Source organism: Stenotrophomonas sp. B1-1 (assembly GCF_010894375.1).
Classification (GTDB): domain Bacteria; phylum Pseudomonadota; class Gammaproteobacteria; order Xanthomonadales; family Xanthomonadaceae; genus Stenotrophomonas.
In genome coordinates, this window is sequence record NZ_JAAIUZ010000011.1 from 1 (window position 1) to 22,333 (window position 22,333).

Sequence of the window (22,333 nt, forward strand, 5' to 3'; positions counted from 1 at the left end):
CCGGGTGCGGCCTCAGGTCCGGGGTCGGATCCGTTTTCTGTAGGAAAACGGCTCTGACCCCATCGGGCCGGCAGCAGTCGAGCATGGCTCGACTCTACAAAAGCTGTGTCGACCAAGGTCGACACCTACCAGAGCCGGGTGCGGCCTCAGGTCCGGGGTCGGATCCGTTTTCTGTAGGAAAACGGCTCTGACCCCATCGGGCCGGAGCCAGTCGAGCATGGCTCGACGCTACAAGAGCTGTGTCGACCAAGGTCGACACCTACCAGAGCCGGCTGCGACCTCAGAACATCAGGTTGATCATCAGCACCACCACACAGGTGTAGATCAGTGACAGCGGTCCGCCCACGCGCCACATCTCGCGCGGGGTGTAGTTGGCCGGGCCGGTGATCATCGAAATGACCGGGTTGGACGCGGTCATCAGGTTGTTGGACGCCGACAGCGCCACGATCAGCGCGAACGCGGTCGGGTTGCCACCCGCCGCCAGTGCCAGGTTCACCGCAATGGGCACCATCACGATGGTCGCGCCCACATGGCTGATCACCAGCGAGAACGCGGTGGTCAGCAGCGCCAGCGCCACTTCCAGCACCCACAGCGGAATGCCGGTGGGCAGTTTGTCGATGGTATGCCCGGCCACCCACGCCGCCGCACCACTGGAATCCATCGCCCAGCCGAGCGGAATCAGCCCGGCCATCATGAACACCGTCTTCCAGTTGATCGAGGCATAGGCCTCGTCCATGCGCAGCACGCCGGTCAGCAGCATGCCGGCCACGCCGGTCATCAGGGTCAGCGCAACCGGCAGCTTGCTGGTTAGCGCGATCAGGATGGTCAGCGCGAAGATCGCCATGGCGATCTTGAACTTGTGCGGGCGCTGTTCGCCGGTGGGGTAGTCGGTCACCACCACGAAGTCGCGGCTGCGCGCGGCCTGCGCCAGGTCGGTCCAGATGCTGTGGAACACCAGCATGTCGCCGGCGCGCAGCTGCACATCGCGCACGTCCTCGCGGATCACCTGCTTGTCGCGGTTGATCGCCAGCAGGCTGATGCCGCGTTCCTTGCGCAGGCGCAGATCGGCCGCGCTCTTGCCGATCACGTTCGAGGTGGGCGGCACCACCGCTTCGGAAATACCGGCGCGGCTGGGATTGAACAGGTCGCCCAGGTGCTTCAGGCGCGAGGACATGCGCAGGAACTGGTTCTGCGCGAAATCGCTGATCTGCTCGCGCGGGCCCATCGCACCCAGCACGCTGCCTACCCAGATGCGCATTTCCGCCGGCGGCGCCAGGCGGGTGTCATTGCCGGTCTTCAGCGCCAGCAGCAGCGGTGCGTCGTGCAGGTTCTCGGCCTCGCCCAGGGTCATGCCCACCAGCGGGCTCTCGGCGGTCACCACCAGCTCGAAGACATCGCCTTCAATGCCGTAGGTCTTGGCGAAGTAGCTTTCGGTGCGCGCCGGGGTCACCCCGTCGTTCACCAGGTTCTCTTCCTCGATCAGCTTGCGGTCGCCGTAATAGCGGAAGTACAGCAGCGACGCCACCAGCAGGGCCACGCCGATCGGCAGCGGCGCGAACATGCGCAGCGGCTCGATGGTGGCCAGGCCGGAGGGAAGGTTGTTGTTGGCCGAGGCCAGCAGATCGTTCAGCAGGATCAGCGGCGAATTGCCGACCATGGTGAGCGCGCCACCCATCACGATCGCCGCGGAAATGGGCAGCAGCAGGCGCTGCAGGGTCAGCCCGGTGCGCGCGGCCAGGCGCGAGGCCACCGGCAGGTACAAGGCCATCACCGAGGGGTTCTGCATGAACGAGGAGTTCAAGCCGGCAATGGCGGTGGTCATCATCAGCAGCCGCTGCTCCACGCCGTGTCCGCGCCGCAGCAGCCACGCCGCCAGCCGGTTCAGCGCGCCGGTGCGGTCCAGGCCCGCGCCCAGGATGGTGGTGGCGATGATGCTCATCACCGCGTTACCGGAAAAGCCCCCGAAGATTTCTTCAGGGGCGATCAGGCCGGTCACGCCCAGCACCACCAGTACCACCAGCGCCACCACGTCGGCGCGGATGCGCTCGAACAGGAACATCGCCATCGTGAAACCAACCAGCCCGAGCACGAGCTTCATGTCGTTGGTCAGCGTCAGCGCGGTATCCATGTGGGGCGCAGGGTCCTCGGTGGGCGGTCAGGTGCGGTCGTACAGCAGATCCCAGACGCCGTGGCCCAGCTTCTGGCCGCGGGTCTCGAAATGGGTCTGCGGGCGCCAGTCCGGTCGCGGCACGCTGCCACGCGGGCCGGCACGGTTCACCAGCCCGGCGGTGGCGTCCAGCACGTCCCACATCTGCTCGGCGTAGTCTTCCCAGTCGGTGGCGCAGTGCAGGCGGCCACCCGGGCGCAGCTTGCGCACGATCAGCTCGGCGAACGCCGGCTGCAGCAGGCGGCGCTTGTTGTGGCGCTTCTTGTGCCACGGGTCGGGGAAGTAGATGCGCACTTCATCCAGCGCACCGTCGGCAATCTCGTTCTGCAGCACTTCCACCGCGTCGTGGTGGTACAGGCGCACGTGGTCGGCGTTGTCATCGGCCAGCGCGTTCAGCAGGCGGCCCACGCCGGGGGCGTGCACTTCAATGCCGATGTAATCGCGCGACGGATCGTGCTGGGCGGCGAAGCGCATGGCCGCACCGTTGCCGAAGCCGATTTCCAGCACCTTGTGCGCCGGGCGGCCGAAGGTGGCGTCCAGGTCGCGCGGCTGGCCGTTGTAGTCGATGCCGAAGCGCGGCCAGCGTTCGTCGAACGCGCGCTGCTGGGCGGGGGTGAAGCGGCCCTGGCGCAGCACGAAGCTGCGCACCTCGCGGCGGCCTTCGCTCACGGTGAAGGGCTTGGGCGGGGCCTTGGAACCGGCGCTGTCGAAGGGATTGGTCATCAGCCGATCACCCCTTCCACCGGCGAAGACGCACTGGCATAGCGCTTGCGCGGAATGCGCCCGGCCAGGAAGGCCTCGCGGCCGGCTTCCACGGCCTTGCGCATGGCGCTGGCCATCAGCACCGGGTTGCGCGCGCCGGCAATGGCGGTGTTCATCAGCACGCCGTCGCAGCCCAGTTCCATGGCAATGGCCGCATCGGAGGCGGTGCCCACGCCGGCGTCGACAATGATCGGCACCTTGGCGTCTTCGATGATCTGCAGCAGGTTGTACTTGTTCTGGATACCCAGGCCCGAACCGATCGGCGCGGCCAGCGGCATCACCGCCGCGCAGCCGATCTCTTCCAGGCGCTTGGCCAGGATCGGGTCGTCGGAGGTATAGACCATCACCTCGAAGCCGTCCTTCACCAGCTGCTCGGCGGCCTTCAGGGTCTGCACCACGTCCGGGTACAGGGTCTTCTGGTCGCCCAGCACTTCCAGTTTGGTCAGGTTGTGGCCGTCCAGCAGCTCGCGCGCCAGGCGGCAGGTGCGCACGGCGTCTTCGGCGGTGTAGCAGCCGGCGGTGTTGGGCAGGATGGTGAAGCGGTCCGGCGGCAGCACGTCCAGCAGGTTCGGTTCACCGGGGTTCTGACCGATGTTGGTGCGGCGGATGGCCACGGTGACGATCTGGGCGCCAGCGGCCTCGGTAGCCAGGCGGGTTTCCTGCAGATCCTTGAACTTGCCGGTGCCGGTGAGCAGCCGCGAGCCGTAGGTCTTGCCGGCGATCACCAGCGAATCGGGGGAGACATGAACGTTCATGCCGCGATTATCGCCTATCCGCCTGAAGATGGGGTCACGCCGGGAGCAGGGTCGGATCCCTTTGCCAGCGGCAAAGGGCTCCGACCCCTTGGCCTCAACCACCGCCCAGGGCGTGCACGATCTCCACCACGTCGCCTTCGGCCAGGGCGTGTTCGCCATGGCGGCTGCGGCTGACGATCTGGCCGTTTACTTCCACCGCCACCCGGCGCTGCAGCAGCTGCTCGGCAGCAAGCAGATCGTGGACGGTGGCCGGGGCGGGCAGGGTGCGGGGTTCGCCGTTGAGCTGGATGTTCATGCCCGGCATTGTCGCTTATGGCCAGGTTGGATCGGAACCGTTGCAAATCTGTCGCAACGCCACCTCCGGCACAGTTGTTCCGGGGTGGTCCGGGCGACAATTCATGCGGCGGCGCAGCGTGAGCAATCGGCGGTACGGTGAAACCATTCACCGTGCGCCGGCGTACGTGTGCCGGGTCCCCAACATTTTCCCCCAGGAGTTTTTACATGCTGCTCAGCAAACGCCCGATCCGCTCCCTCATGGCGGCCGCGATCGCGCTGGCCGCGCTGCCGGCCATGGCAGGCGAATCCGCATTCAACAGCACCGTCTTCTTCGGTGACAGCCTGACCGACAGCGGTTACTACCGTCCGCTGCTGCCGGCCGATGCGCGCCCGGTGGCGGGCCAGTTCACCACCAACCCGGGTTGGGTGTGGGCGCAGTTCGTGGCCGACTACTACGGCACCAACGCCACCCCGAACGGTCTGGGCCAGAGCGGGGACAACTACGCCGTGGGCGGCGCCCGCGTGGGCACCGACCTGACCCAGCCGGCCTTCGGCAACGTGCCGGTGCCGTCGCTGAAGACCCAGACCGCCAACTACCTGGCGGCCAACGGCGGCAAGGCCGACCCGAATTCGCTCTATACCGTGTGGGGCGGCGCCAACGATCTGTTCGCCATCACCACCCCGACCCAGGCCCCGGCCGTCATCGGCGCGGCGGTGACCGACCAGATCGGCATTGTGGCCTCGCTGAAGCAGGCCGGCGCCGAGTACGTGATGGTGCCGAACCTGCCCGACGTGGGCATCACCCCGGGGTTCATCGACCGCGGCGCCGCTGGCCAGGCCCTGGGCACCTCGCTGTCCAACGCCTACAACAGCGCCCTGTACGGCGGCCTGAAGCAGGCGGGCATCGACTTCATTCCGCTCGATACCTACACCCTGCTGCACGAAATCATCGCCAACCCGGGCATGTACGGTTTCAGCAATGTCACCGGCCGCGCCTGTCTGGTGGCCTCGTCGCTGACCTGCAGCCCGCTGGCCTACGCGCGCCCGGACGCAGCCAGCACCTACCTGTTCGCCGATGATGTGCACCCGACCAGCGCTGCCCACCAGATGCTGGGCCAGTACGCCATTTCCATCCTGGAAGGCCCGCGCCTGCAGCAGGTGCTGAGCCATTCGGCGCAGACCATCGGCCGTTCGCGTGCCGACCAGGTCAGCCTGCACCAGAGCGGTCGTCCGGCCGATGGCCTGTCGTGGTGGGGCGGCCTGCGTGGTGACATGCAGCGCTACGACCACGCCGACGTGTACGACGGCATGGCCCCGGCCGGCCTGGCCGGTATCGACTGGGCGCGTGACGGCATGGTGGTGGGCGGCTTCGCCGGCTTCGGCCGCATGGACGCCGACTTCGGCAACAACCGTGGCGACTTCACCCAGAAGGACACCACTGCCGGTCTGTTCGCCGGCTGGTACGGCGAGCGCGTGTGGGTGAACGGCCAGGTCAGCTACACCTGGTTGTCCTACGACGTGAACCGCAAGGTGCAGCTGGGCCCGGCCACCCGCGAACACGGCGGCTCGCCGGACGGCAGCAACCTGACCGCGGCGCTGAACGCCGGCTACGAATTCGGCACCGAAGGCGGCTTCCGCCACGGCCCGATCGCTTCGGTCATCTGGCAGAAGGTGAAGATCGACGGTTACACCGAAAGCGCCACCGCCAACACCCTGGCCACCGGCCTGGGCTACGGCCAGCAGGATGTCGATTCCACCGTGGGCCGTATCGGCTGGCAGGCCCGCTTCGATGGCGGTGCCGTCAAGCCGTACGCGCAGCTGACCTACGACCACGAGTTCGAAGACACCAAGCAGGCCAGCGCCTGGGTGCAGAGCCTGCCGGACGTGGGCATGTACCGTGTGCCGGGCATGAACTTCGACAAGAACTATGCCACCGCCATCCTGGGCGCGCGCATGGAACTGTTCGGCCTGCAGAGCAACGTGGGCATCAGCGCCACCACGCTGCAGAAGCGTGCAATGGACGCCACGCTGTTCGCCAGCTTCAGCGGCAGCTTCTGATGCAACGCGGGGTCAGAGCCTTTTCCGGGTGGAAAGGGATCTGACCCCATTGCGCCGGGGTCGGATCCGTTTCCGCCAGGAAACGGCTCTGACCCCATCGCGGCGGCCACCATTGCGCAATACAGGCCGCTGCGCATAAGATTCCACCCTGCAATGCGGGCGTAGCTCAATGGTAGAGCTGTAGCTTCCCAAGCTACTGACGTGGGTTCGATTCCCATCGCCCGCTCCATGTCTCCCAAGGATTTGCGCATTTTTCTGCGCTCCGCAATCCTCGTGCCGCTCCGCAATTCTGGATTGGGATTCAGCCCCTGGGGTCGATTAGCTGCTCGATCTGCTTGGCTTGGTCTGCGTCGCCGAGGGCCAGGATCCAAGTTGGTTCCGGATCGAAGTCGGTATAGGCCCCAATGATTGGTTCGTCTGTTTGGACCTCGTATGGCAGGCCCAAGCTGGCCACAGCATCTTGTGCATCAGCCCTTCTGGAGTCAGGTCCGCGCAGGATGTTGCCGTCGATGGTGATTGCCTGGTTGCTGGATTTGCTGGGCATTTCTTTGCCTCCGGTTTGTGTAGCCGAATGATTGCCCAGATGCACGTTTCGATCTATAACGCTGCCGTTACCCTCACGTAACGACATTTTTCACAGTTTTTCCGGCGTTAATCTAGCGCGTCGGTGTTGCCTTCGAACCTCTCTTCTTTCGCACGTAGATCTCGGTCGTTGTGACCGACGAATGCCCCAGCTGCGCCTGCGCCTCGCGAATGTCCTTTGCCGAATCGGCCTTGTCCGTACCCGCCTTGGCGCGGAGATCTCGGAACTGGAACTCCCCCTTTGCAATGCCCGCGGCCTCCCTGGCCTTGTCGAACCGGTAGCGCAACGCTGCCCGGCCGAGGGCCAGGCCGTCGTCGTCCACGATCAGTCGCGTGCTGTAGACCTTCTCTCGCCCGTTCGGGCACTTCTCACCCTTACGCTTTGCAATGCGCTCCAGCAGCGCCGCCAGCTCGCCCGAGATCTCCATGGTGACCCGGTTGCTGGTCTTCGACTGCTGGATGATGAGGCCGCGCGCTGTGACCTGGCGCACGTCCATGGCCCACACATCGCCGACACGCTGACCGGTCAGATAGGCCAGATCCATGGCGTCGCGCAGGGCGGCGTCGGCGTGTGCATAGACCGCCTTGAATGCGTCGTCATCCACATACACGTCACGGCCGGCTTCCTTGTTCCGCCGGATCCCCTCACACGGGTTCGGCAGGTCGGTGATGCCCTTGCCGCGCGCCCAGTTCCAGATGTGCGAGAACAGGGATACCTCGCGATTGGCGATCACCTTCGCCTTCCGCCAGTCCAGGTATTGCCGGATGTTGATCGGCCGGATGGCTTCAAACGGCGCGGGTGGCACGTCGAAGTAGCTGAGTAGCGCGGTGATGCACCGGTTGTTCAGCCGCTGGGTGGTGACGGCCTTGGTGGGCACTACCTCGGCCCGGTAGCGGTCGGCGACATGCCGAAAGGTCACGACTGCAGCCGCGGGGATCGTATTCGCGTGTTCGTGTTCTGCCCACAGCTTGATAGCCACGCCATAGTTGCTGCCAAGCGGCGTTTCCCGCCTGGGCTTGCCGCCATGGTCGTAGTAGTAATGGATCACGCCAGACTTCTGCTTGCGTGCCCGGAACCGGGGGATTGCCCCCGGCTTGCTTGGTTTCCGTCCCATTTCAAGCGACCTTGCTGGAAGTCCATGTCGGCGGCGCCTTCGGTGTGGGCGCCGTTCCCTCAACGCTGGAGCGCAGCACGACCGGCCAGTCGTGTGCGTCCAGGTAGTGCTTGATGCCGTTCTTTCGCAGGAACGCTGCCTGGCGCGCGCGCTGAGGGGTCCGGCACAGCCCGGCGATCTCGTCCCGAGAGAGGTACATATCAGAAAGCACTGGCCACCTTTCCTCCGCCTGCCATTACCAGGCGCATCTGGACGACGTTGTCGGGTGCCGACGGCACCGCGGGGTTGCGCGCGGCACGGACCGGGCGGTTGATCTGGCGCCACTGGGCGAGCGCCGTCTCGGGGTTCTCGCACTTCTTGGTCGCCCGGCATGCGCACTCGACCAGGTGGCCGCCGCCGGCGCTGGGGCGGCGCTCGTCGTGGATGTGGCGCGCGCGGTGCCCGGCGGCGCAGTTCGGCAGGCCTTCGGGATGGCTGATCTGCTTCTGGGTCATGGCTTCTTGCACTCCGGATATTGGGCTTCCAACTTCTCGATCAGGAAAGCGGCCTGTCTGGCGCGGTGTTCGCGGTCATAGCGGTTGAGGCCGCCGGGGCGGGCGTCGCGCAGCCACCGCAGCGGCTCAAGCAGCCATCGGGGGTCGAAGGGGAGCGTGGCGCGCGGATCCGCCTTGACCAGCGGCACGCAGTCGGGGCCGGCCCAGTCCTGGGGGTCGCCGCACTTGGTGCAGGTGCCCTCCTTGAACACGTGGTTACGCTCCGGCTTCTGCACGCGCGGGGCTTCCCACAGTGCGCGCACGATCCAGCCGCGTTTGTGGGCGTGGTAGACGTGCTCAGGGGTGGCAGTGATCCAGCAGCCCGGGCCAGAGTCGCCCTGGTGCCGGTACTCCCAGCGAACGGCCGGCTGCGAGTACAGCTGCTGCAGCAGGGTGTCGCCCCACACGCGGACCTGGTCGGCCGACACGGGGGCGCCGGCGGCGCCCAGCCTGCGCATGATGGCGATGACCGCGGCGACAGGCGAGGATGCCTGGCTCGCGTCAACGGTGGCTGCCGGGCTGGTGGGGTAGCTTGCTGCGGTCATGCGAACAGATCCTGTTGAACGGGGCGGGCCGGCGTGGCCGGCGCCGATGGCAGTGGTGCAGATCCAGTGGCGCGCATGCGCGCGCGCTGTGCTGCGCGGAAGACGAACCAGAAGCCGGGCCTGTTCCGGCGTGCGCGGCATTCCGAGAGCAACACGCGCGCGGTGTGCTTGGCCTGGTTGAAGCCGGTCATGCGGCGGCCGCCATGCTGGTGGGCACGCGGTCCAGATTGGCCTCGGCCAAGGCGCGCAGCGGCGGCGGGCTGACGCTGTTGCCTACCATGCGCACGGCGGCGCTGGTGCTGAGCGGCGTTCCGTTGGCAGTGCGATCGATGATGTAGCCGACCGGGAAGCCCTGAGCGCGGTACAGCTCGTGCGGCTTGAGCATGCGCAGGCCGATATCCACGATCACGTGCGGCACACCGTGGATGTGGACGGTGACCAGCGCCAGACGGTCCTTGGTGGTGATGGTGTCCACCGGGTCGTGCAGATCGACCGCGATGCCGCTGCCGTAGTACTTCACCAGGAAGGCGGCCACGCGTAGGGCGCCTGCCTCCTGATCGGGCGAAAGTTGGGCCAGGCCGGCGCTCACCAGCCGCTGCTGGCTGCCGCTGGCGGTGATGGTGCTGACCGGGTCGCGCGCGTAGTTGCCGGCGCCCTGATAGAACCCGCCGTTGGCCTGTTCCAGAAATGCGGTAGCCACAGCATGGTGTTCGGCCTGAGCAGCAACGGTGGTCAGCGGCGTGCGTACGTCGGCGCCGACCATATTCCGTCGCAGGGTGACCAAGGAGGCAGCCGCTACACCAAGAGCGTGCGCGGCGCCGGCCGGGCGCGCTGCACCAGCACCAGATGTGATGGTCGGCACCGGCTCGGTGGCCGGCGTACCGATGCTGTCGCCACGGAACTTCACCAGATGGGCTGCTGCCACAGCATGCTTCACGCCTCCGGCAACCACCGTGCCCAGCGGCTGCTGCAGATTGAGCGCGCGCGGAGCCTGTCCCTCGCGCTCCCCGTAGCCGGTCTGCACCAGCGTCGGCGCTACCACGGAGAAGTGGCCACCCTTCACCCCGGCGCAGACCGTGGGCAGCGGCTCGTCGGCGGCCATCGTTCGCTGGCGGCTGGCATTGGCGTGCTCGGTGAGGAACGGTGCCAGCTCCGGCGCGGCCAGCATCAGCTCGCCGCGGTTGGCGGCGGTGATGGTGCGCATGGGATCACGCACGTCGTGGACCCGGTCGCCGCCCTGGTGCGTCACCGGCACGATGAACGGATCGGCCGACTTGATGACGTGTCGCATGACGCCCTTGGCGATGCGGCGCATGGTGGCGTCGGCCAGCGGCCGGGCACGGGTGAATATGGACGGGCAGGGGATGGTGAAGTCCAGGCAGTCGGCGGCAGTGACGCGAGGCGCCTGGCCGGGCGCGGAGCCATGGCTGGCCTCTGGCCACACGATGGCCTCACCATCGCGACGGCCGAGCAGGAACAATCGTTCGCGGCTGGTGCCGGCGCCGTAGTCGCTGGCCACCAGCTTGCGCCATTCGACCGCGTAGCCCAGCGCCCGCAGCGCGGCCACGAACTGCTGCCAGGTGCGGCCGCTGTGGCGCTTGTCCGGAACCAGCTGCTGGTTTTCGACCGGAACGCGCTCGCCGCGCGCTGCAACGGTGCCGTCCATCTTGATGACGCGGCCGGTGTCCTTGCAGCGCTTGGCCACCAGCGGACCCCAGGTGAGGATCTGCCAGACGTTCTCCATGGAGATGATGCGCGGCGCGGTGTTGGTCCCATGCAGACGATCAGCGCGCAGCAGTTGGCCAACCCACTTCAACACCACCCACGACAGGGCGCGAGTCTTGCGGCTGCGCGGCTGACCGCCCTTGGCTTGGCTGAAATGCGTGCAGTCCGGGGAGGCATGGAACCAGCCAATGGGGCGGCCGGCCACGTCCACGCGCGGGTCTGCGTGCCAGATATCCTCGCGGTGGTGCTGGGTGAGCGGATGGTTCGCGGCGTGCATACCGATGGCCAGCTCGTCGTGGTTGTAGGCCAGGGCCGGATCAATGCCCAGGGCCTGCTTGAGCCCCTCGCTGGCGCCGCCGCCGCCGGCGAACAGGTCCACCACGATTTCGCCTGGGCGCAGGCGGGAGCGCTGCGGCGCGGGGAAGTTGAAGGAGCGGGAGCCGTCAGCCATTGGTGGATTCCTTGGGAGCGATGGGGCCGGTGTGGCGGTAGTCACGGAGCGGGTCGGTGGTGAACCTGCCGCGGTCCTGGCGCTGCACGGTGTAGGAGGGGAAGGCGTCGGCCGGCAGGTGGGCGTGCGCTTCATCCATGAGCGCCACAAAGCGCTGCTGCCATTCCATCGGCATGGACTGCAGGGTGCGGCGCGGCACGACCAGGTAGGCGGAGCGGGTGAGGCCGAAGGCCGACCACACCGGGCCGTGGTAGTACGGGCACAGGCTCGCGGTGTCGTCAGCCATTGGCGGCCACCTCCGCGCGCTGCGCAATCAAATTGCGCAGGACGATGGCGCGCTCGAAATTCTGGCTATTGATCGCTAGCGTGAGTTCCTGCTGCAGCCGCTTGTTGGCGTGATAGGCCGGCACCGCTTTGCGTTGCATGCCTGGAACGAAAGAGAAGAACTCCCCGGCGCTCTTGTGCGCGTGGTCACGGTGGCCGGGCCCGTAGACAAGCATCCACATGCCGTTGATGCCGCCGTAGACACGCCCCCTACGCAGACGCCCCTGGCTATCGCGCAGGAATCGCACGTCGCCATGCTGGAGGACAGCATCATCAGCATCCTTCCTGCTCCAGCTCCCGAGCGCGTTATCAGAAGGCCATCCGTCCGCACCGCGGTCAAACCTGTGAGTTCCACGTTTCCTCTCGTACTCGCCATCCCAGTGCTGATTGAAGTAGGCCAGGGGGCACGGATTGGGGCTGGTGATCTCGGGTGGCCGGAAGGTATAGCCATCGAACACGTTGACCAGGTAGTCGCGAAGCCGGCGGCGGGTGTGTTCCATCTGCAGGCGCAGGAGATACGGCATGCGCTTTTCTTTGTCGAAGTCATACCGCCCGCCATTGCAGTTGGAGACGTTGTGCAGCTCCTGCCAGATTTTCAGCTCGATGTGTCGACCGCCCACGCTCAGCTGCGCGTGCAAATCGCCTTTGCGGCAGTAGCGGTCACGTCGAGCGAAATTGATCCCATAGCGCTCGATCAGGTCGGTGGGGATCTCGCATACCCAGCCCATGCGGTTCAGCTGTTGGACAATTCGTGCGAACACGTCAGCCTTGAACTGGCGCTCCCAGGCGTTGCCGAACGTGAGCGGCATGCCCGGGTCTTCCCACACGTTGAGGCTCGCATCGCCGAAGCTGACGACGCCGGTACGAGAGGGGGCGCGTCCTGCGGCGGTGTTCGTGTCGTTGCTCATGCTCGCGGCTCCTTTGCGCCGTTGATCTGCTGGCCGCCGAGGGCTGCGCTGAATTCCCAGCGCTCTGCCTCGCGGGTGTAGTAGGCGGCGCGCTCCTGGCGCTCGCTTTCGGTGAACTGCTTGTCATGCAGCGCGTGGTCGGCTGCGTCGCGGTTGGCCTTGGCCATGCGGACCGGGTCGTCTTTGAAAATGTCGAGCTGGTTGCGCATGGGGTTCCTTGGGATGGATTGCCGGCTGTGTGGAAGTCCCGCCGGCGTGGGAGGCCGGTTGCGCCGGCCGGGCGGTTGCTCAGTGCGTGTCGTCAGCCGGCAGGGCCGGTCGGCGACGGGCGGCGCTCTTGCGCTGCATCTCGGCGCGGAAGGCCGGCCAATTGCGGCGGGTGTCGCTGACGCCGGACCAGCCGAAGTAGGCGATGCCGACCAGGCAGACGAGGACGAAGGAATCGGCGCCGGTGTAGATGGCGCGCGCGAGCAGCGCCATCAGGAGGCCGACGATCACGGCGCAGTAGAAGGGCAGGACCAGGTGGCGCATTACTCAGCTTCCGGTTCGGTGGTGGGCTCGGCCGGCGCTTCGCCGGCGGGCGGGGTGATGGGCGGGATGCCGATCTGCATCTGCGCGAAGAAGTCCTGGTCGGTCATCCGATAGCGCCTTTGATGCGGGCGAGCGCTGCATCGAGTTCAGCAGTACGCGCGTGGATGATCGATTCGGGGCCCCGCAGGTGCTGCAGAGACATGCGCGTGTCTTGGGTCGCCCTGACCAGGCCCGCGAACGCGTCGTGGATCGCCTGCAGCTCGCTCGCGACGTTCTTGCATGCGCGCGCTGAAAGCTGGAGTGCGGCCCCGTCCTGCGCTCCGCCGCCAATACCTCGGGCGTGCTGCTGGAGTAGCTGCAGCAGATCGACAGGGGCGCTCATGCAGCACCGCCTTGGGCGCGCAGCATGTGGCGCAGGCTCTTGCGCACGTCGGCGATGGCGCGGCCGGCGCTGGCGCGCTGTTCGAGGACGGCGCGCGCTGCAATGTCGGCGGCGGCGGTGACCAGGCTGGGCGAGAAGCCCATGGACTTGGCGGCGATGGCTGCGGCCTTGGCCGCGGTGGCCGCGCGCTGGGCGAGCGGGTAGGTGGCGGCGGCGATCATGCCTGCACCTGCAGGTGCTTCTCGGCACGGTCGGCGGGCAAGGGCGCACCGGCCGCCGGGCAGGCGGCGCGGAACAGGTCGATAGCGAGCTGGCGAGCGTCGGCCGTCGTAAGCAGCAATGCGCTGGCGCCCAGGTCTACGACGACGTTGTGTTCGTCGGCGGTGACGGGCATGGCGCGGCCGGCAGGGTGGACGCGAGCGAAGACCCGGGCGCTCATGCTGCGTCCTTGCCGCTCAGGGCGTCGGTGTACTGCTGGGCGTTGCTGGCGTTGATTCGCAGCGCCATCGCCGCGCGCTGCAGTTCCAGCGCGACCTGGTCGGCCTCGGCCGGATCCAGATACAGGGAGGCGTAGCCGAGCTTTACTGCGACCTTGCCTAGGGCGTCCATGGTGAGGACGGTGGGCGCCACTTTGGTGGCGCCGAGGGACACGGTGGCCATGTGTGATCTCCTGCGCCCGGCCCCGGGATGGGGCTGCGTTGGGCGACGGAAGTAAGATCACACAATGTGATTATCGATGCAACACGAAACGTGATGTTTGGCGTGGCATTTTCTGAACGGGGCTATTTCCGTTCAGAAAAGTGGCTGGCGTTTAGTCGAACGACTGGCGGATCAGGCCCGCGTCTTCAAATGACACATCGTCGCGAATGCACTCGCGTGCCCGGTCCAGGTCGCGATGCAGCGCAATGAGATCGTCGTCGCCGAGGTCGTCAATCGATCCATGCCCCAGCGTTGCCTGGTCAATGATGAGCTGCACACCGAAGGGGCCGTAGGTCTTGGCCAAGCTGCGGATCATGCGCAGGTGGCTTTCGCGTGCGACGGCGTCGAAGTGCGTTGATCGCTTCCCGGTCACAGCCCGCAGCGCAGGCTTGCGTTCAGGCGCTGCGCTTATCCGCTCGACCAACTTGTGCAGCAGCGCGTCCGTTTTGCTCATTTGTTGCAGTTCCCCTGTGTAGATCGCGCTTCTCGCGCCAAGCAGCAAAATCCACCAGGTTGCGCTGATCTACGGGGCGTTCATCTGAAAGGATCCACTCGTACACATCGGCGAACAAGTCCGCTTCCGCTTCGATATCGAATGCCTTGCCAAGAGTTCCGAACGCCTTGTCCAGGAACTGGTGGGTTTCGGCAAGGATTGCAGGAGCGGGTCGCGGGGACTGAGACGCTGGGGCTTCGCCGAACAGCGAAGCGATGCTCACGCCGAGCGCCTTTGCGAGCAAGGGCACTTCTGACACCTTCGGTTCGCGCGCGCTGGCGGCCGACGACTCATAGTTGGCGATGCGGCTTTGGCCGGACCAGCCACAGGCGAGAGCCAAGGCTTCTTGGGTCATGCCGGCTTTGATCCGGGCGGCGCGGAGGTTGTCGGAGAAGGCCATACCGGGATTCTTCACGGTATGTGATGCAGGGCTAACACGAAATGTGTTGTGTACAGGATCACGATATGTGATGCTGGGCCTATGGACGCTCTCGACAAAGCCGTAAAAGCCGCTGGTGGCGTGACTTCCCTCGCCATTGCCCTTGGTGTTCGCCAGAGCGCCGTTTCCAACTGGAAGTCGCGGTGCCGCATCCCTGCTGCCCATGCATTGGGCATCGAGCGGGCCACTGGCGTCTCCCGCCATGAGCTGTGCCCCGAGATCTTCGGTGCCGCCGCCGACCTCGCGCCGGTAACCAAGCAGCAGCTGCTGGACCGACTCGGCCTCGCCAGCGATGCGCACCTGGCCAAGGTGCTTGGCCTCCCGGCGGAGCAGGTTGCGCTCTGGCCGGTTGGCGGCGCCGTTCCCGCGCTGCCCCAAGTTCTTCGCCTGCTCGGCGTCGCCCAGCAAACCGTCTCGGCTCCGATCAACGACGACCCCGACGCGGACCGCATTGGCCCGGTCGATACCGCCTGAAAGGCCATCCCTGGCCGTCGTCCCTGAGTTGTCTCTGTCCATGGCGCCCATCGTGCGCCGCCCGGGCCCAGCCCGAAACCCTGAAATGCCGTCCCTCCCAAGGTGACCCGATGACCTGCCGCACCTCACCCCTCAACTGGCTCGATGCCCTCTACAACTCCGTGCGCGAGACGCCGGGCGGCGTTGAAGCCGCAGCTGCCTTCCTGGCCCAGCGCCGGGGCAAGTCGATGCACCCGGAAACGCTGCGCGCCAAGCTGCGCGGGCTGGAGGGTGAATCGGTGACGCTCCAGATCGCTGAACTGCTGACCGAGTGGATGCAGGAGCAGACCGGCGGCAGTGAGCGCGCCCTGGTCTGGCTGCAGTCGCTGGTGGCCCGCTTCGGCATGGCCGCCGACGTGGTGCCGCCGGCACCGGAGGGTGGCTGGTCCGACGAGATCGGCGCCATCCAGATGAAGCTGCTGGAGATCACCAGCCGCGTCGGGAAGCTGTCCGGCACTGCCGTGGACGCTATCGCCGATTCGACCATCACGAACGCTGAGGCGGAGCAGATGATCGCGGAGATCCGCGCGCTGCGCACGATGGCCAATCGCCTGGAGCGCAACGTGGCGCGCGCTGCAGCGAAGGGGAGGGCGGTGCGATGAGCCATCTGGCCCGTTCTACCGATCCCAGCAGCAGCCACGCAGCAGCGTCCGACCTGATCGCTACCGGCAAGCTGCTGGACCAGCAGACCCAGGCTGCCGCTGCAGTGCGCCGCCACCCGGGCCAGAGCAGCCTGCATCTGGCTTCGCTCACCGGCCTTGACCGCCACATGCTCGGCCGCCGCCTGCCCGAGCTGGCGCGCCAGGGCACGATCTGGCGCGGTCCTGCTGCCCCGTGCGCAACCACGGGCAAGAGCGCCTGCACCTGGTGGCCGGTGGCCCCGGGCCAAAACCTCTCGCTGGGGATCTGACGTGAGCGCACGCGTTACCGGCATGGTGTTCGACCGATACCCGAACGGCGGCGGCGAGATGCTGCTGGCGTTGGCTCTGGCCGACCACGCGCACGATGATGGCACGCACATCTTCCCGTCCATCGCACGTCTGGCAGAGAAGACCCGCCAGTCCGAGCGGTCGGTGCAGTACCAGCTGCGTCGCATGGAGCAGTCGGGATGGCTGGTGCTGGTCAACGCCGGCATCGGAGGCCGCCGCAGCGGGTTCGGTGAGGGTGGTCGCACCCGTCAGTACCGGATCAGCCCTGAATGGATGAAGGGTGCAGATATTGCACCCTTCGGAAAGGGTGCAAAGCAGGCCGTTGAAGGGTGCAAAACGACGCAGGAAAGGGTGCAAAACGGCGTCGAAAAGGGTGCAACAGCTATTGCACCCGAACCAAGAGCAACCAAAAGCAACCAAGAGCAACCCTCACACCGCGAGTGTGAGCGCGAGGCCGATCCGGCTGCGCTGACCGCCGAGCAGGTGGATAGCGAGCTGGCGGGATTCGGGGTGGTGCCCACCGGCATCGACCGCCAGATGCTTGCCCGGTTCGTCCGCCACCGCGCTGCGATCCGCCGCCCGCTGTCCGTCCAGGGTTGGTTCCAGGTGCGCAACCAGCTGGTCGGCCTGATCGCCGAAGGCCACGACCCGAACGAATCCCTGATGCAGACCATGGCCGCCGGCCTGTCGCTGCCCGTCACCCCTGTTGCCCAGCAATCCGCAGGAGCCGCCCATGCAAACCCTCAGCACAGTTCTGCCGACCGTATCGAGCAGCTCCAGCAGCAATTCGACGCCCAGCGCCGCGGAAGCGGCCACGGTGGCGGCCCTGGCTTCGACCCTGCCGCAGTCCTCGATGCAGAGTTCTCCGTCGTCGGCTGAGCCCGTCAGCGGGCAGGCCACGTCGTATCTGTGGGAGTTCTGGAAGCAGATGACGGCCATGTTCCCCGGCAAGTGGGAGCGGGAGAACGGCGCTGCACCGGTGAAGCGGGACGGCAGCCTGACTATCGCCGGCACGACGTGGTTCCAGGTGCTGAAGGGCCGCACGGTGGCGCAGCACGCGCGAGGCATGCAGTGCTGCCTGACCGAGGGCCGGGAATGGCCGCCGAACCCGGGCCGCTTCCTGACCATGTGCCTGGACATTCCGGTCATGGCTGCGGTGGAACGCGAGATGGCGCCTGGCCGGCCGCAGAGCGGGTTCACCGTGCTGGTCCGCTCGATGCTGGACCTGCACGTCTACGCCACGGCCGAAAGCGGGTTCCAGCAGCGCCGAATGCTGGAGGAAGCCTACGACCGCGCGGTGCGCCACGTGGTTGATGGCAATCCGGTTCCGCAGCCCGCGCTGGCCGTGGCCCATGAGCAGCACGGCGTGCGCCCGGTCCGTGACCGCGACGCGGCGCGCGCTGCGATGGCTCGCGCTGCTCAGGAGCTGAACTTCGGTGGTCACTGATGCGGAGCTGGTTCAAGCCGAGCAGGCCGGCCGGTGGGCGCGTGAGGCCTGCCGGGATCGGGAATCGGCCCCGCGATACGAGATGGGCATGGACGGGCTGAGGCGCCGCCGGCGCTGGCAGGCCGGCTGGGATAGCAGGGATCAGGAAGTGAAGTCCGCACGCGGCAACACGACGGGGAAGAAACGCTGATGTGGTCCAACGCACCACTACCGACCAAGGAAGAAGCCGTCCGGATCGAGTTGGCCAAAACCGGCCCTTGCATGGCCTGCCTGGCGCTGCAGATGCAGGACCTGTTGGAGCCAACGCTGGTGGTCTACGGCTGCGACTACAACCACGCCAAGAGCGGGAACCTGCGGCGGGGCCACATGTTCGGTTTCGCCCTCTGCAAATGGCACCACATGCGCTACCCGATGGAGGGGAACACCTTCGCGACGATGCGCCAGATCTACGGCCCGAGCCTGCTGGACGGCTCGCGGACCTTCCATGAGACGTACGGCTCAGACGACGAGCTGATTGACCAGCAGACCTACATCAACGAACTGAGGGCAGCAGCATGAAAAACGGGAAGGCCCTGGCGCCGACGATCAACCCCCAGCGCGCCCCGCGCGAGCGGCGGATGGATCACAACACCGTTTCCCGACCCAAGCGGGTGAAGGCCGCGAGGTCCGCCACGGGTCCGGCGATGACGGTGGACGAGTTCGTAGCGAAGGGTGGGGTGGTCCAGCGCCTGACGGCCAGCTGGGAGCAGGCCGCGTGACTCCGGCGCAGATGCGGGAGCGCTACATGGAAGCGGTGGCCATTGTGAACTGGATGCCCGTTGCAGAGGCTCCGCAGGACGGCACGCGACTGATGCTGTGGGACTCGGAGAGCAAGCGGCCGGTGTTCGGCAGCTGGCGCGGCGACAACCCGGCGATCACGCACTATGCGGCCGAGCCGGCCGGCCCGGAGGTGGCCTGATGGATAAGCCGGGCCAAAACAACACCGTCTGCATAGAGCGCGCTCGCGACTTGGCCAGAGACCCGGCGCTGCGGGTGTGGGTAAACAACGTCGAGATCCAAGGTTGTCACCAGGTTCTGGTGGATGCCGTTGGGAACGTAGAGCTTAAGTTTCCTTCAAGCCAGTTGATTATTGAACTGCAGCCCGATTGGCGCGCCGACCAAGCCGACACGGATGAGGTGGCCGATGCCTGACCGCGCGCTGGAGCTGGAGCTGGTTCTTCCGTGGCCGAGCAAGGATCTGTCGCCGAATGCCCGCGTGAACCGTTGGCGGAAGGCTGAGGCAACGGCCAGTGCCCGCCGGACGGCTGCACTGATTGCGTACGCCGCGGGCTGGAAGGGCATGCAGCTGCCCGCCGGCCGTTTGTATCTCTGGATCGATTGCTACCAGGCGCCGGGCAAGAAATTGCCGGACGACGACAACATGGTCGGCCGCTGCAAGCCGTATCGGGACGGCATCGCGCAGATCCTGGGGATAGACGACGGACGCTTCCTGTCCCGGCCTTTCGTCCACGACGAACGCCGGCCGGGTGGCCAGGTTGTGATCCGCATCACGGGTGGGCCCGAGCCGGGCAGGTAGGTCGCGGGTTCTGCGACGGATGGGGAACAAGCTGGCTGGATGGACCTGACCCGCTATGACGACAAGGCGCTGGAGCTGCTGAGCGGCATCCAGCAGGAGATAGCCGAAATGCGATGGACCCGGGCGTGGACGGCACCGGGCCAGCGCGGCAAGGCCGAGCAGGCGCTGCGCCGATCACGCGCGCTGCGCCGCGAAATCAACCGACGAGATCGATTAAGGGGGAAGGGATGAAAGACGCACGCGAGTTGCTGTCCAGCCGCACAGGCGCGAAGACGGTCAATTTTGAATCCAGCGGCGGTGGTGGAAAGCCCGCCCTGACCAGTCAGGACGTTGCTGCTGCTTTGGCATATGTGCCAGCTGGGCTCGGGAGGGAGTTGCTTGAGGCTCTGTGGTGGCCCGAAAGCGGCGCAAGGCGGCGTGACGCGCTGCGCCAAGCCGTGATCGGGTTGGTTGCACCCGAGTTCACCAGGCAGATGCACCACCTGGCCACGGTGCGGACTGAGTTCGGCATCGCCAAGGCGTGCATGGGGTGGGGTGGCAACCAGGTGACGGACACGCAGCGTCGCGAATTGCTGAGGACCGAACAGGCGCTGGATGAGGCGCGCGCTGCGGCTTGGCCGAACAACACCATGGAGCAGCTTGGGGTGCTGGCAGGCGCGGTCATTGCGGAGATGACCAGCTGTGGCTGCTGCAAGACCTGCCAGGGCACGCGGGTTCAGGCTGCGCCGGCGGGGAGCGGAGTCGTTGAATGCGAGGCCTGCGGCGGCATGGGGCTGGAGCAGCTCAGCGGCCGCAAGCGTGGGGCAGCGATCGGTGCCGACGACGCTGCGTATCGGCGGTTCTGGCGTCCGGTGTACGAGTGGATGCTGCAGCGCATGCGCAGTGCGGAGCATGTTGCTGCCGAACAGTTCTCCCGGGCGCTGAATCGCGCGGCGTAGTGAGGACTTGCAGGGTCCGCAGATTGGCGGGCAAATTGACCACCATCCAAACGCAAGCCCCGGCCCAGCCGGGGCTTTTTCTTTGCCCGCGTCCCAGCCGGACCAACCCTCGTGCCCAGCCGGCGCTAGGGGCGGGCACCTATCAACCGGGAGGGGCGTATGCCGTACCGGACAAGTAACGGGGCCACCATGAAGGACGAAATCATTGGCACTGCCGCAGGTGCTGTGGCGAAGGCTGCGCCCCCGGTGACAGTGGCCGGTGCGGTCGCTGCCGGCGCAAACCTCGACCGCGTGGTGGTGGTGCTGACGATCATCTACTTGGTCGGCCAGATCAGCTACCTGGGGTGGCGCTGGATCCGCGAGTGGCGCCAGAGGGCTCAGGCATGAAGGCCAAACTTATCGGCGTGAGTGCGGCTGCAGTGATCGCCCTGGCCGGAACCGCATTGGTGCAGTCTTGGGAAGGGTACTCGCCGACTCCCTACATCGACATTGTGGGCGTCGCCACGCACTGCTATGGCGACACCAGCAAGGCGGACAAGGCGGTCTACACCCAGCAGGAGTGCGCCGAGAAGCTCAACAGCCGGCTGGGTAACTACCTGGCCAGTGTTAGCCAGTGCATCAAAGTGCCGCTGGGCGAACACCAGTGGGCGGCGGTGCTGAGCTGGACCTACAACGTCGGTGTGGCTGCAGCCTGCAACTCGACGCTGGTGCGCAAGATCAACGAAGGCCTGCCCGCTGCAGCCTGGTGCCCCGAATTGGACCGCTGGGTCTATGCCGGTGGCAAGCGCGTGCAGGGGTTGGCCAATCGACGCGCGGCTGAGCGTGCGATGTGCGAGGGCAGGTCGTGAGCCGGTCGGTGGCAGTGATCGCCGCTTTCGCACTCTGGTCGGTAGCCATGTTCGGCGCTGGCTGGGCGTGGCGTGGTGATCGCGCCGAGGGCACCGAGGCCTTGGCCAAGGTGGCAACTGGCAAGCAGGCCTTACAGGCTGAGCGGCAAGCCCGCTCCACCGAACAACAGCAGGCCGAAGACCTGGCCATCATTGGAGCGAAGCATGAAGAAGACCGCGCTGCGGCCCAGGGCGTCCCTGCTGCTGTTGTGGCTGACCTGCGCGATGGTCGTCTCCAGCTGCGCGACGACCTCGCCACCTGCAGTACCAGCCTCCTGTCCCAAGCCGTCGCCGGCGCCGTCGAACGTGATGCGCACGCCGAACTACGAGCAGAGGTTGCGGGAGCTGCTGTTCAAATCGGCCGCGACGCCGACGACCACGTCCACGCCTGCCAAGCCGTGATTGAGGTAGGAAGATGAAATCGCACGTACACACCCCGGGCGATGGCCGAGGCCGACGCAAGGTGATGGTGGATGGCCAGGAAGTGAAACGTGTCATCTACGCCGACACGCAGCGCGGTGAGGTTCGTTGCATCGATGATCCCATCCGCATTGTTGGCGGGGAGGCTGCTTGGCACACCCTGCACGGCCGTGTAACCGTGGAGCCTGCCGATGGATGACCGGCTCGATAGGCTGCTGGCCTTGGCAGAGACGCAGCACGCCATCGTCGCGGAGCAGGCTAGGCAGATCGGCCAGCTGGCCGACAGCATTGCGCTGCTGACGCAGTCGGTGGCGATGCTGCTGGGCGAGGAATTGGGAGCGCCGGTTTCCGATGACGCGGAGCCAGAGCGGCGAGCAGATCTGGACGGGAATCCTTACTGATGCCCACCCGACCGCCGAAGCATCGACCACACGGGAGGGCGGGAGCGGCGTACGCGCCTCCCGCTAGAGACCGACAGGCTGACCGTGCATTGCCCACGAACTCAACCCCTTGGCTTCGACTGCGAGCGAAGGTGCTGGCCGCATCGCCACTGTGTGTGAGCTGCCAGGCGCTGGGGCGGATCAAGCCGGCGACCCACGTCGATCACGTCGATGGTGACAGCCGGAACAACGAGCTGACCAACCTCCAGGGCCTATGCGCGCAATGCCACAACGCCAAGACGGCGCGCGAGGACGGGGGATTCGGCAATCGGCGCCGCAATCCCGTCGTTCCAAAAATGGAACGAAAGTTAATAAAATAATAACGATTCGGGGTGGGGGAGGGGCAAAAGTTCAGGCCCCTCTCGCCCCGATACGTGCGCCCCCCTGTTTTTTTCCACCGTCAGTTGGGAAAAACCATTTTTTGAGGTGCAGCCGTTG

General features: G+C 66.4%; 40 protein-coding genes and 1 tRNA gene. 20 read left to right on the forward strand and 21 right to left on the reverse strand.

What is annotated here, in order from left to right; genetic code table 11:
- Positions 1-280 precede the first annotated feature (280 nt).
- The 4 genes from G4G00_RS07910 to thiS form a co-directional block, all read right to left on the reverse strand.
- Positions 281-2,128 carry an SLC13 family permease gene (locus G4G00_RS07910; protein ID WP_108757018.1) on the reverse strand — a complete coding sequence of 616 codons (1,848 nt, stop codon included), beginning with the start codon at positions 2,126-2,128 and terminating at the stop codon, positions 281-283.
- Positions 2,129-2,155: 27 nt separating this feature from the next.
- A complete protein-coding gene (gene trmB, locus G4G00_RS07915) occupies positions 2,156-2,890 on the reverse strand; it encodes a tRNA (guanosine(46)-N7)-methyltransferase TrmB (protein ID WP_006387461.1) in 735 nt (244 codons plus the stop codon).
- Complete coding sequence (locus G4G00_RS07920; protein ID WP_108750910.1) at positions 2,890-3,684, reverse strand: thiazole synthase; 795 nt, start codon at positions 3,682-3,684, stop codon at positions 2,890-2,892. Before G4G00_RS07920 ends, trmB begins: the two co-directional genes overlap by 1 nt.
- A 94-nt stretch (positions 3,685-3,778) precedes the next feature.
- The gene (thiS, locus tag G4G00_RS07925) at positions 3,779-3,979 is read right to left on the reverse strand and encodes a sulfur carrier protein ThiS (RefSeq protein WP_108753977.1); all 201 of its coding nucleotides are present in this window, start codon (positions 3,977-3,979) and stop codon (positions 3,779-3,781) included.
- Between the two features lie 206 nt (positions 3,980-4,185).
- On the opposite strand from thiS, the gene G4G00_RS07930 reads away from it, so the two are divergent.
- Both G4G00_RS07930 and G4G00_RS07935 read left to right on the forward strand, forming a co-directional pair.
- Positions 4,186-6,018 (forward strand): autotransporter domain-containing protein, encoded by a 1,833-nt coding sequence (locus G4G00_RS07930; protein ID WP_164272392.1) that lies wholly within the window; start codon positions 4,186-4,188, stop codon positions 6,016-6,018.
- A 155-nt stretch (positions 6,019-6,173) separates the two neighbouring features.
- Positions 6,174-6,247 (forward strand) — tRNA-Gly (locus G4G00_RS07935).
- Positions 6,248-6,319: 72 nt separating this feature from the next.
- Here the strand turns inward: G4G00_RS07935 and G4G00_RS07940 are convergent.
- The 17 genes from G4G00_RS07940 to G4G00_RS08020 all read right to left on the reverse strand — a co-directional run bounded on the left by G4G00_RS07940 (position 6,320) and on the right by G4G00_RS08020 (position 14,706).
- Complete coding sequence (locus G4G00_RS07940; protein WP_164272395.1) at positions 6,320-6,649, reverse strand: hypothetical protein; 330 nt, start codon at positions 6,647-6,649, stop codon at positions 6,320-6,322.
- A gap of 25 nt (positions 6,650-6,674) precedes the next feature.
- Positions 6,675-7,715 (reverse strand): tyrosine-type recombinase/integrase, encoded by a 1,041-nt coding sequence (locus tag G4G00_RS07945; RefSeq protein ID WP_164272398.1) that lies wholly within the window; start codon positions 7,713-7,715, stop codon positions 6,675-6,677.
- 1 nt (position 7,716) lies between these two features.
- Positions 7,717-7,914 (reverse strand): DUF4224 domain-containing protein, encoded by a 198-nt coding sequence (locus tag G4G00_RS07950; RefSeq protein ID WP_164272920.1) that lies wholly within the window; start codon positions 7,912-7,914, stop codon positions 7,717-7,719.
- 1 nt (position 7,915) lies between these two features.
- Positions 7,916-8,209, reverse strand: coding sequence for a hypothetical protein (locus G4G00_RS07955; protein ID WP_164272401.1), 294 nt, complete (start codon positions 8,207-8,209; stop codon positions 7,916-7,918).
- Positions 8,206-8,793 carry a hypothetical protein gene (locus G4G00_RS07960; protein WP_164272404.1) on the reverse strand — a complete coding sequence of 196 codons (588 nt, stop codon included), beginning with the start codon at positions 8,791-8,793 and terminating at the stop codon, positions 8,206-8,208. Before G4G00_RS07960 ends, G4G00_RS07955 begins: the two co-directional genes overlap by 4 nt.
- Positions 8,790-8,984: a hypothetical protein gene (locus tag G4G00_RS07965; protein ID WP_164272406.1), complete on the reverse strand. Its 195-nt coding sequence runs from the start codon at positions 8,982-8,984 to the stop codon at positions 8,790-8,792. Before G4G00_RS07965 ends, G4G00_RS07960 begins: the two co-directional genes overlap by 4 nt.
- The gene (locus G4G00_RS07970) at positions 8,981-10,969 is read right to left on the reverse strand and encodes a DNA cytosine methyltransferase (protein WP_164272409.1); all 1,989 of its coding nucleotides are present in this window, start codon (positions 10,967-10,969) and stop codon (positions 8,981-8,983) included. Before G4G00_RS07970 ends, G4G00_RS07965 begins: the two co-directional genes overlap by 4 nt.
- Positions 10,962-11,255, reverse strand: coding sequence for a hypothetical protein (locus G4G00_RS07975; protein ID WP_164272412.1), 294 nt, complete (start codon positions 11,253-11,255; stop codon positions 10,962-10,964). Before G4G00_RS07975 ends, G4G00_RS07970 begins: the two co-directional genes overlap by 8 nt.
- Positions 11,248-12,201, reverse strand: a complete 954-nt coding sequence (locus G4G00_RS07980) for a UvrB/UvrC motif-containing protein (RefSeq protein ID WP_164272415.1) — start codon at positions 12,199-12,201, stop codon at positions 11,248-11,250. The genes G4G00_RS07975 and G4G00_RS07980 overlap by 8 nt, the downstream gene beginning before the upstream one ends.
- On the reverse strand, positions 12,198-12,410 hold the full coding sequence (locus tag G4G00_RS07985) for a hypothetical protein (RefSeq protein WP_164272418.1): 213 nt from the start codon (positions 12,408-12,410) through the stop codon (positions 12,198-12,200). The genes G4G00_RS07980 and G4G00_RS07985 overlap by 4 nt, the downstream gene beginning before the upstream one ends.
- 79 nt (positions 12,411-12,489) lie before the next feature.
- Positions 12,490-12,732, reverse strand: coding sequence for a hypothetical protein (locus tag G4G00_RS07990; RefSeq protein ID WP_164272421.1), 243 nt, complete (start codon positions 12,730-12,732; stop codon positions 12,490-12,492).
- 103 nt (positions 12,733-12,835) lie between these two features.
- Positions 12,836-13,114: a hypothetical protein gene (locus G4G00_RS07995; RefSeq protein ID WP_164272424.1), complete on the reverse strand. Its 279-nt coding sequence runs from the start codon at positions 13,112-13,114 to the stop codon at positions 12,836-12,838.
- Positions 13,111-13,335, reverse strand: a complete 225-nt coding sequence (locus G4G00_RS08000) for a hypothetical protein (protein WP_164272427.1) — start codon at positions 13,333-13,335, stop codon at positions 13,111-13,113. The genes G4G00_RS07995 and G4G00_RS08000 overlap by 4 nt, the downstream gene beginning before the upstream one ends.
- A complete protein-coding gene (locus G4G00_RS08005) occupies positions 13,332-13,553 on the reverse strand; it encodes a hypothetical protein (protein ID WP_108753473.1) in 222 nt (73 codons plus the stop codon). The genes G4G00_RS08000 and G4G00_RS08005 overlap by 4 nt, the downstream gene beginning before the upstream one ends.
- Complete coding sequence (locus G4G00_RS08010) at positions 13,550-13,774, reverse strand: hypothetical protein (RefSeq protein ID WP_164272430.1); 225 nt, start codon at positions 13,772-13,774, stop codon at positions 13,550-13,552. Before G4G00_RS08010 ends, G4G00_RS08005 begins: the two co-directional genes overlap by 4 nt.
- A gap of 151 nt (positions 13,775-13,925) precedes the next feature.
- Positions 13,926-14,267, reverse strand: coding sequence for a hypothetical protein (locus tag G4G00_RS21930; RefSeq protein WP_240336095.1), 342 nt, complete (start codon positions 14,265-14,267; stop codon positions 13,926-13,928).
- A complete protein-coding gene (locus G4G00_RS08020; protein ID WP_164272433.1) occupies positions 14,209-14,706 on the reverse strand; it encodes a helix-turn-helix transcriptional regulator in 498 nt (165 codons plus the stop codon). The genes G4G00_RS21930 and G4G00_RS08020 overlap by 59 nt, the downstream gene beginning before the upstream one ends.
- A gap of 81 nt (positions 14,707-14,787) precedes the next feature.
- Between G4G00_RS08020 and G4G00_RS08025 the strand changes: the two genes are divergently transcribed.
- The 18 genes from G4G00_RS08025 to G4G00_RS08110 all read left to right on the forward strand — a co-directional run bounded on the left by G4G00_RS08025 (position 14,788) and on the right by G4G00_RS08110 (position 22,215).
- Entirely contained in the window at positions 14,788-15,219 is a 432-nt protein-coding gene (locus tag G4G00_RS08025) for a Cro/CI family transcriptional regulator (RefSeq protein ID WP_164272436.1), read from the forward strand.
- A 110-nt stretch (positions 15,220-15,329) separates the two neighbouring features.
- The gene (locus tag G4G00_RS08030; protein WP_108762334.1) at positions 15,330-15,860 is read left to right on the forward strand and encodes a phage regulatory CII family protein; all 531 of its coding nucleotides are present in this window, start codon (positions 15,330-15,332) and stop codon (positions 15,858-15,860) included.
- Positions 15,857-16,168 carry a winged helix-turn-helix domain-containing protein gene (locus tag G4G00_RS08035; RefSeq protein ID WP_164272439.1) on the forward strand — a complete coding sequence of 104 codons (312 nt, stop codon included), beginning with the start codon at positions 15,857-15,859 and terminating at the stop codon, positions 16,166-16,168. Before G4G00_RS08030 ends, G4G00_RS08035 begins: the two co-directional genes overlap by 4 nt.
- A gap of 1 nt (position 16,169) precedes the next feature.
- Complete coding sequence (locus tag G4G00_RS21935) at positions 16,170-17,066, forward strand: helix-turn-helix domain-containing protein (RefSeq protein ID WP_240336096.1); 897 nt, start codon at positions 16,170-16,172, stop codon at positions 17,064-17,066.
- Between the two features lie 49 nt (positions 17,067-17,115).
- A complete protein-coding gene (locus G4G00_RS08045; RefSeq protein ID WP_240336097.1) occupies positions 17,116-17,634 on the forward strand; it encodes a hypothetical protein in 519 nt (172 codons plus the stop codon).
- Positions 17,635-17,823: 189 nt separating this feature from the next.
- Positions 17,824-18,192, forward strand: a complete 369-nt coding sequence (locus G4G00_RS08050) for a Ref family recombination enhancement nuclease (protein WP_164272445.1) — start codon at positions 17,824-17,826, stop codon at positions 18,190-18,192.
- Complete coding sequence (locus G4G00_RS08055) at positions 18,189-18,392, forward strand: hypothetical protein (RefSeq protein ID WP_164272448.1); 204 nt, start codon at positions 18,189-18,191, stop codon at positions 18,390-18,392. The genes G4G00_RS08050 and G4G00_RS08055 overlap by 4 nt, the downstream gene beginning before the upstream one ends.
- A gap of 26 nt (positions 18,393-18,418) precedes the next feature.
- Positions 18,419-18,592: a hypothetical protein gene (locus tag G4G00_RS08060; RefSeq protein WP_164272451.1), complete on the forward strand. Its 174-nt coding sequence runs from the start codon at positions 18,419-18,421 to the stop codon at positions 18,590-18,592.
- Entirely contained in the window at positions 18,592-18,825 is a 234-nt protein-coding gene (locus tag G4G00_RS08065) for a hypothetical protein (RefSeq protein ID WP_164272454.1), read from the forward strand. Before G4G00_RS08060 ends, G4G00_RS08065 begins: the two co-directional genes overlap by 1 nt.
- On the forward strand, positions 18,818-19,210 hold the full coding sequence (locus G4G00_RS08070; protein ID WP_164272457.1) for a hypothetical protein: 393 nt from the start codon (positions 18,818-18,820) through the stop codon (positions 19,208-19,210). Before G4G00_RS08065 ends, G4G00_RS08070 begins: the two co-directional genes overlap by 8 nt.
- Before the next feature lie 39 nt (positions 19,211-19,249).
- Positions 19,250-19,441 carry a hypothetical protein gene (locus G4G00_RS08075; RefSeq protein WP_108762325.1) on the forward strand — a complete coding sequence of 64 codons (192 nt, stop codon included), beginning with the start codon at positions 19,250-19,252 and terminating at the stop codon, positions 19,439-19,441.
- Positions 19,438-20,148 carry a hypothetical protein gene (locus G4G00_RS08080; protein ID WP_164272460.1) on the forward strand — a complete coding sequence of 237 codons (711 nt, stop codon included), beginning with the start codon at positions 19,438-19,440 and terminating at the stop codon, positions 20,146-20,148. The genes G4G00_RS08075 and G4G00_RS08080 overlap by 4 nt, the downstream gene beginning before the upstream one ends.
- Positions 20,149-20,337: 189 nt before the next feature.
- Positions 20,338-20,535: a hypothetical protein gene (locus G4G00_RS08085; RefSeq protein ID WP_108753458.1), complete on the forward strand. Its 198-nt coding sequence runs from the start codon at positions 20,338-20,340 to the stop codon at positions 20,533-20,535.
- Positions 20,532-20,996 (forward strand): lysozyme, encoded by a 465-nt coding sequence (locus tag G4G00_RS08090; RefSeq protein ID WP_164272463.1) that lies wholly within the window; start codon positions 20,532-20,534, stop codon positions 20,994-20,996. Before G4G00_RS08085 ends, G4G00_RS08090 begins: the two co-directional genes overlap by 4 nt.
- Positions 20,997-21,004: 8 nt before the next feature.
- Positions 21,005-21,454: a lysis system i-spanin subunit Rz gene (locus G4G00_RS08095; protein WP_240336098.1), complete on the forward strand. Its 450-nt coding sequence runs from the start codon at positions 21,005-21,007 to the stop codon at positions 21,452-21,454.
- Positions 21,451-21,654, forward strand: coding sequence for a hypothetical protein (locus tag G4G00_RS08100; protein ID WP_164272466.1), 204 nt, complete (start codon positions 21,451-21,453; stop codon positions 21,652-21,654). Before G4G00_RS08095 ends, G4G00_RS08100 begins: the two co-directional genes overlap by 4 nt.
- A complete protein-coding gene (locus tag G4G00_RS08105; protein WP_164272469.1) occupies positions 21,647-21,856 on the forward strand; it encodes a hypothetical protein in 210 nt (69 codons plus the stop codon). Before G4G00_RS08100 ends, G4G00_RS08105 begins: the two co-directional genes overlap by 8 nt.
- Entirely contained in the window at positions 21,856-22,215 is a 360-nt protein-coding gene (locus G4G00_RS08110) for an HNH endonuclease signature motif containing protein (RefSeq protein ID WP_164272472.1), read from the forward strand. Before G4G00_RS08105 ends, G4G00_RS08110 begins: the two co-directional genes overlap by 1 nt.
- The last annotated feature ends 118 nt before the right edge of the window (positions 22,216-22,333 follow it).

Coding starts and splice junctions, on each gene's coding strand:
- G4G00_RS07910 (WP_108757018.1), bottom strand. CDS start 2,128: ATGGATACCGCGCTGACGCTGACCAACGACATGAAGCTCGTGCTCGGG.
- trmB (WP_006387461.1), bottom strand. CDS start 2,890: ATGACCAATCCCTTCGACAGCGCCGGTTCCAAGGCCCCGCCCAAGCCC.
- G4G00_RS07920 (WP_108750910.1), bottom strand. CDS start 3,684: ATGAACGTTCATGTCTCCCCCGATTCGCTGGTGATCGCCGGCAAGACC.
- thiS (WP_108753977.1), bottom strand. CDS start 3,979: ATGAACATCCAGCTCAACGGCGAACCCCGCACCCTGCCCGCCCCGGCC.
- G4G00_RS07930 (WP_164272392.1), top strand. CDS start 4,186: ATGCTGCTCAGCAAACGCCCGATCCGCTCCCTCATGGCGGCCGCGATC.
- G4G00_RS07940 (WP_164272395.1), bottom strand. CDS start 6,649: ATGTCGTTACGTGAGGGTAACGGCAGCGTTATAGATCGAAACGTGCAT.
- G4G00_RS07945 (WP_164272398.1), bottom strand. CDS start 7,715: ATGGGACGGAAACCAAGCAAGCCGGGGGCAATCCCCCGGTTCCGGGCA.
- G4G00_RS07950 (WP_164272920.1), bottom strand. CDS start 7,914: ATGTACCTCTCTCGGGACGAGATCGCCGGGCTGTGCCGGACCCCTCAG.
- G4G00_RS07955 (WP_164272401.1), bottom strand. CDS start 8,209: ATGACCCAGAAGCAGATCAGCCATCCCGAAGGCCTGCCGAACTGCGCC.
- G4G00_RS07960 (WP_164272404.1), bottom strand. CDS start 8,793: ATGACCGCAGCAAGCTACCCCACCAGCCCGGCAGCCACCGTTGACGCG.
- G4G00_RS07965 (WP_164272406.1), bottom strand. CDS start 8,984: ATGACCGGCTTCAACCAGGCCAAGCACACCGCGCGCGTGTTGCTCTCG.
- G4G00_RS07970 (WP_164272409.1), bottom strand. CDS start 10,969: ATGGCTGACGGCTCCCGCTCCTTCAACTTCCCCGCGCCGCAGCGCTCC.
- G4G00_RS07975 (WP_164272412.1), bottom strand. CDS start 11,255: ATGGCTGACGACACCGCGAGCCTGTGCCCGTACTACCACGGCCCGGTG.
- G4G00_RS07980 (WP_164272415.1), bottom strand. CDS start 12,201: ATGAGCAACGACACGAACACCGCCGCAGGACGCGCCCCCTCTCGTACC.
- G4G00_RS07985 (WP_164272418.1), bottom strand. CDS start 12,410: ATGCGCAACCAGCTCGACATTTTCAAAGACGACCCGGTCCGCATGGCC.
- G4G00_RS07990 (WP_164272421.1), bottom strand. CDS start 12,732: ATGCGCCACCTGGTCCTGCCCTTCTACTGCGCCGTGATCGTCGGCCTC.
- G4G00_RS07995 (WP_164272424.1), bottom strand. CDS start 13,114: ATGAGCGCCCCTGTCGATCTGCTGCAGCTACTCCAGCAGCACGCCCGA.
- G4G00_RS08000 (WP_164272427.1), bottom strand. CDS start 13,335: ATGATCGCCGCCGCCACCTACCCGCTCGCCCAGCGCGCGGCCACCGCG.
- G4G00_RS08005 (WP_108753473.1), bottom strand. CDS start 13,553: ATGAGCGCCCGGGTCTTCGCTCGCGTCCACCCTGCCGGCCGCGCCATG.
- G4G00_RS08010 (WP_164272430.1), bottom strand. CDS start 13,774: ATGGCCACCGTGTCCCTCGGCGCCACCAAAGTGGCGCCCACCGTCCTC.
- G4G00_RS21930 (WP_240336095.1), bottom strand. CDS start 14,267: ATGAGCAAAACGGACGCGCTGCTGCACAAGTTGGTCGAGCGGATAAGC.
- G4G00_RS08020 (WP_164272433.1), bottom strand. CDS start 14,706: ATGGCCTTCTCCGACAACCTCCGCGCCGCCCGGATCAAAGCCGGCATG.
- G4G00_RS08025 (WP_164272436.1), top strand. CDS start 14,788: ATGGACGCTCTCGACAAAGCCGTAAAAGCCGCTGGTGGCGTGACTTCC.
- G4G00_RS08030 (WP_108762334.1), top strand. CDS start 15,330: ATGACCTGCCGCACCTCACCCCTCAACTGGCTCGATGCCCTCTACAAC.
- G4G00_RS08035 (WP_164272439.1), top strand. CDS start 15,857: ATGAGCCATCTGGCCCGTTCTACCGATCCCAGCAGCAGCCACGCAGCA.
- G4G00_RS08045 (WP_240336097.1), top strand. CDS start 17,116: ATGACGGCCATGTTCCCCGGCAAGTGGGAGCGGGAGAACGGCGCTGCA.
- G4G00_RS08050 (WP_164272445.1), top strand. CDS start 17,824: ATGTGGTCCAACGCACCACTACCGACCAAGGAAGAAGCCGTCCGGATC.
- G4G00_RS08055 (WP_164272448.1), top strand. CDS start 18,189: ATGAAAAACGGGAAGGCCCTGGCGCCGACGATCAACCCCCAGCGCGCC.
- G4G00_RS08060 (WP_164272451.1), top strand. CDS start 18,419: ATGGAAGCGGTGGCCATTGTGAACTGGATGCCCGTTGCAGAGGCTCCG.
- G4G00_RS08065 (WP_164272454.1), top strand. CDS start 18,592: ATGGATAAGCCGGGCCAAAACAACACCGTCTGCATAGAGCGCGCTCGC.
- G4G00_RS08070 (WP_164272457.1), top strand. CDS start 18,818: ATGCCTGACCGCGCGCTGGAGCTGGAGCTGGTTCTTCCGTGGCCGAGC.
- G4G00_RS08075 (WP_108762325.1), top strand. CDS start 19,250: ATGGACCTGACCCGCTATGACGACAAGGCGCTGGAGCTGCTGAGCGGC.
- G4G00_RS08080 (WP_164272460.1), top strand. CDS start 19,438: ATGAAAGACGCACGCGAGTTGCTGTCCAGCCGCACAGGCGCGAAGACG.
- G4G00_RS08085 (WP_108753458.1), top strand. CDS start 20,338: ATGAAGGACGAAATCATTGGCACTGCCGCAGGTGCTGTGGCGAAGGCT.
- G4G00_RS08090 (WP_164272463.1), top strand. CDS start 20,532: ATGAAGGCCAAACTTATCGGCGTGAGTGCGGCTGCAGTGATCGCCCTG.
- G4G00_RS08100 (WP_164272466.1), top strand. CDS start 21,451: ATGAAATCGCACGTACACACCCCGGGCGATGGCCGAGGCCGACGCAAG.
- G4G00_RS08105 (WP_164272469.1), top strand. CDS start 21,647: ATGGATGACCGGCTCGATAGGCTGCTGGCCTTGGCAGAGACGCAGCAC.
- G4G00_RS08110 (WP_164272472.1), top strand. CDS start 21,856: ATGCCCACCCGACCGCCGAAGCATCGACCACACGGGAGGGCGGGAGCG.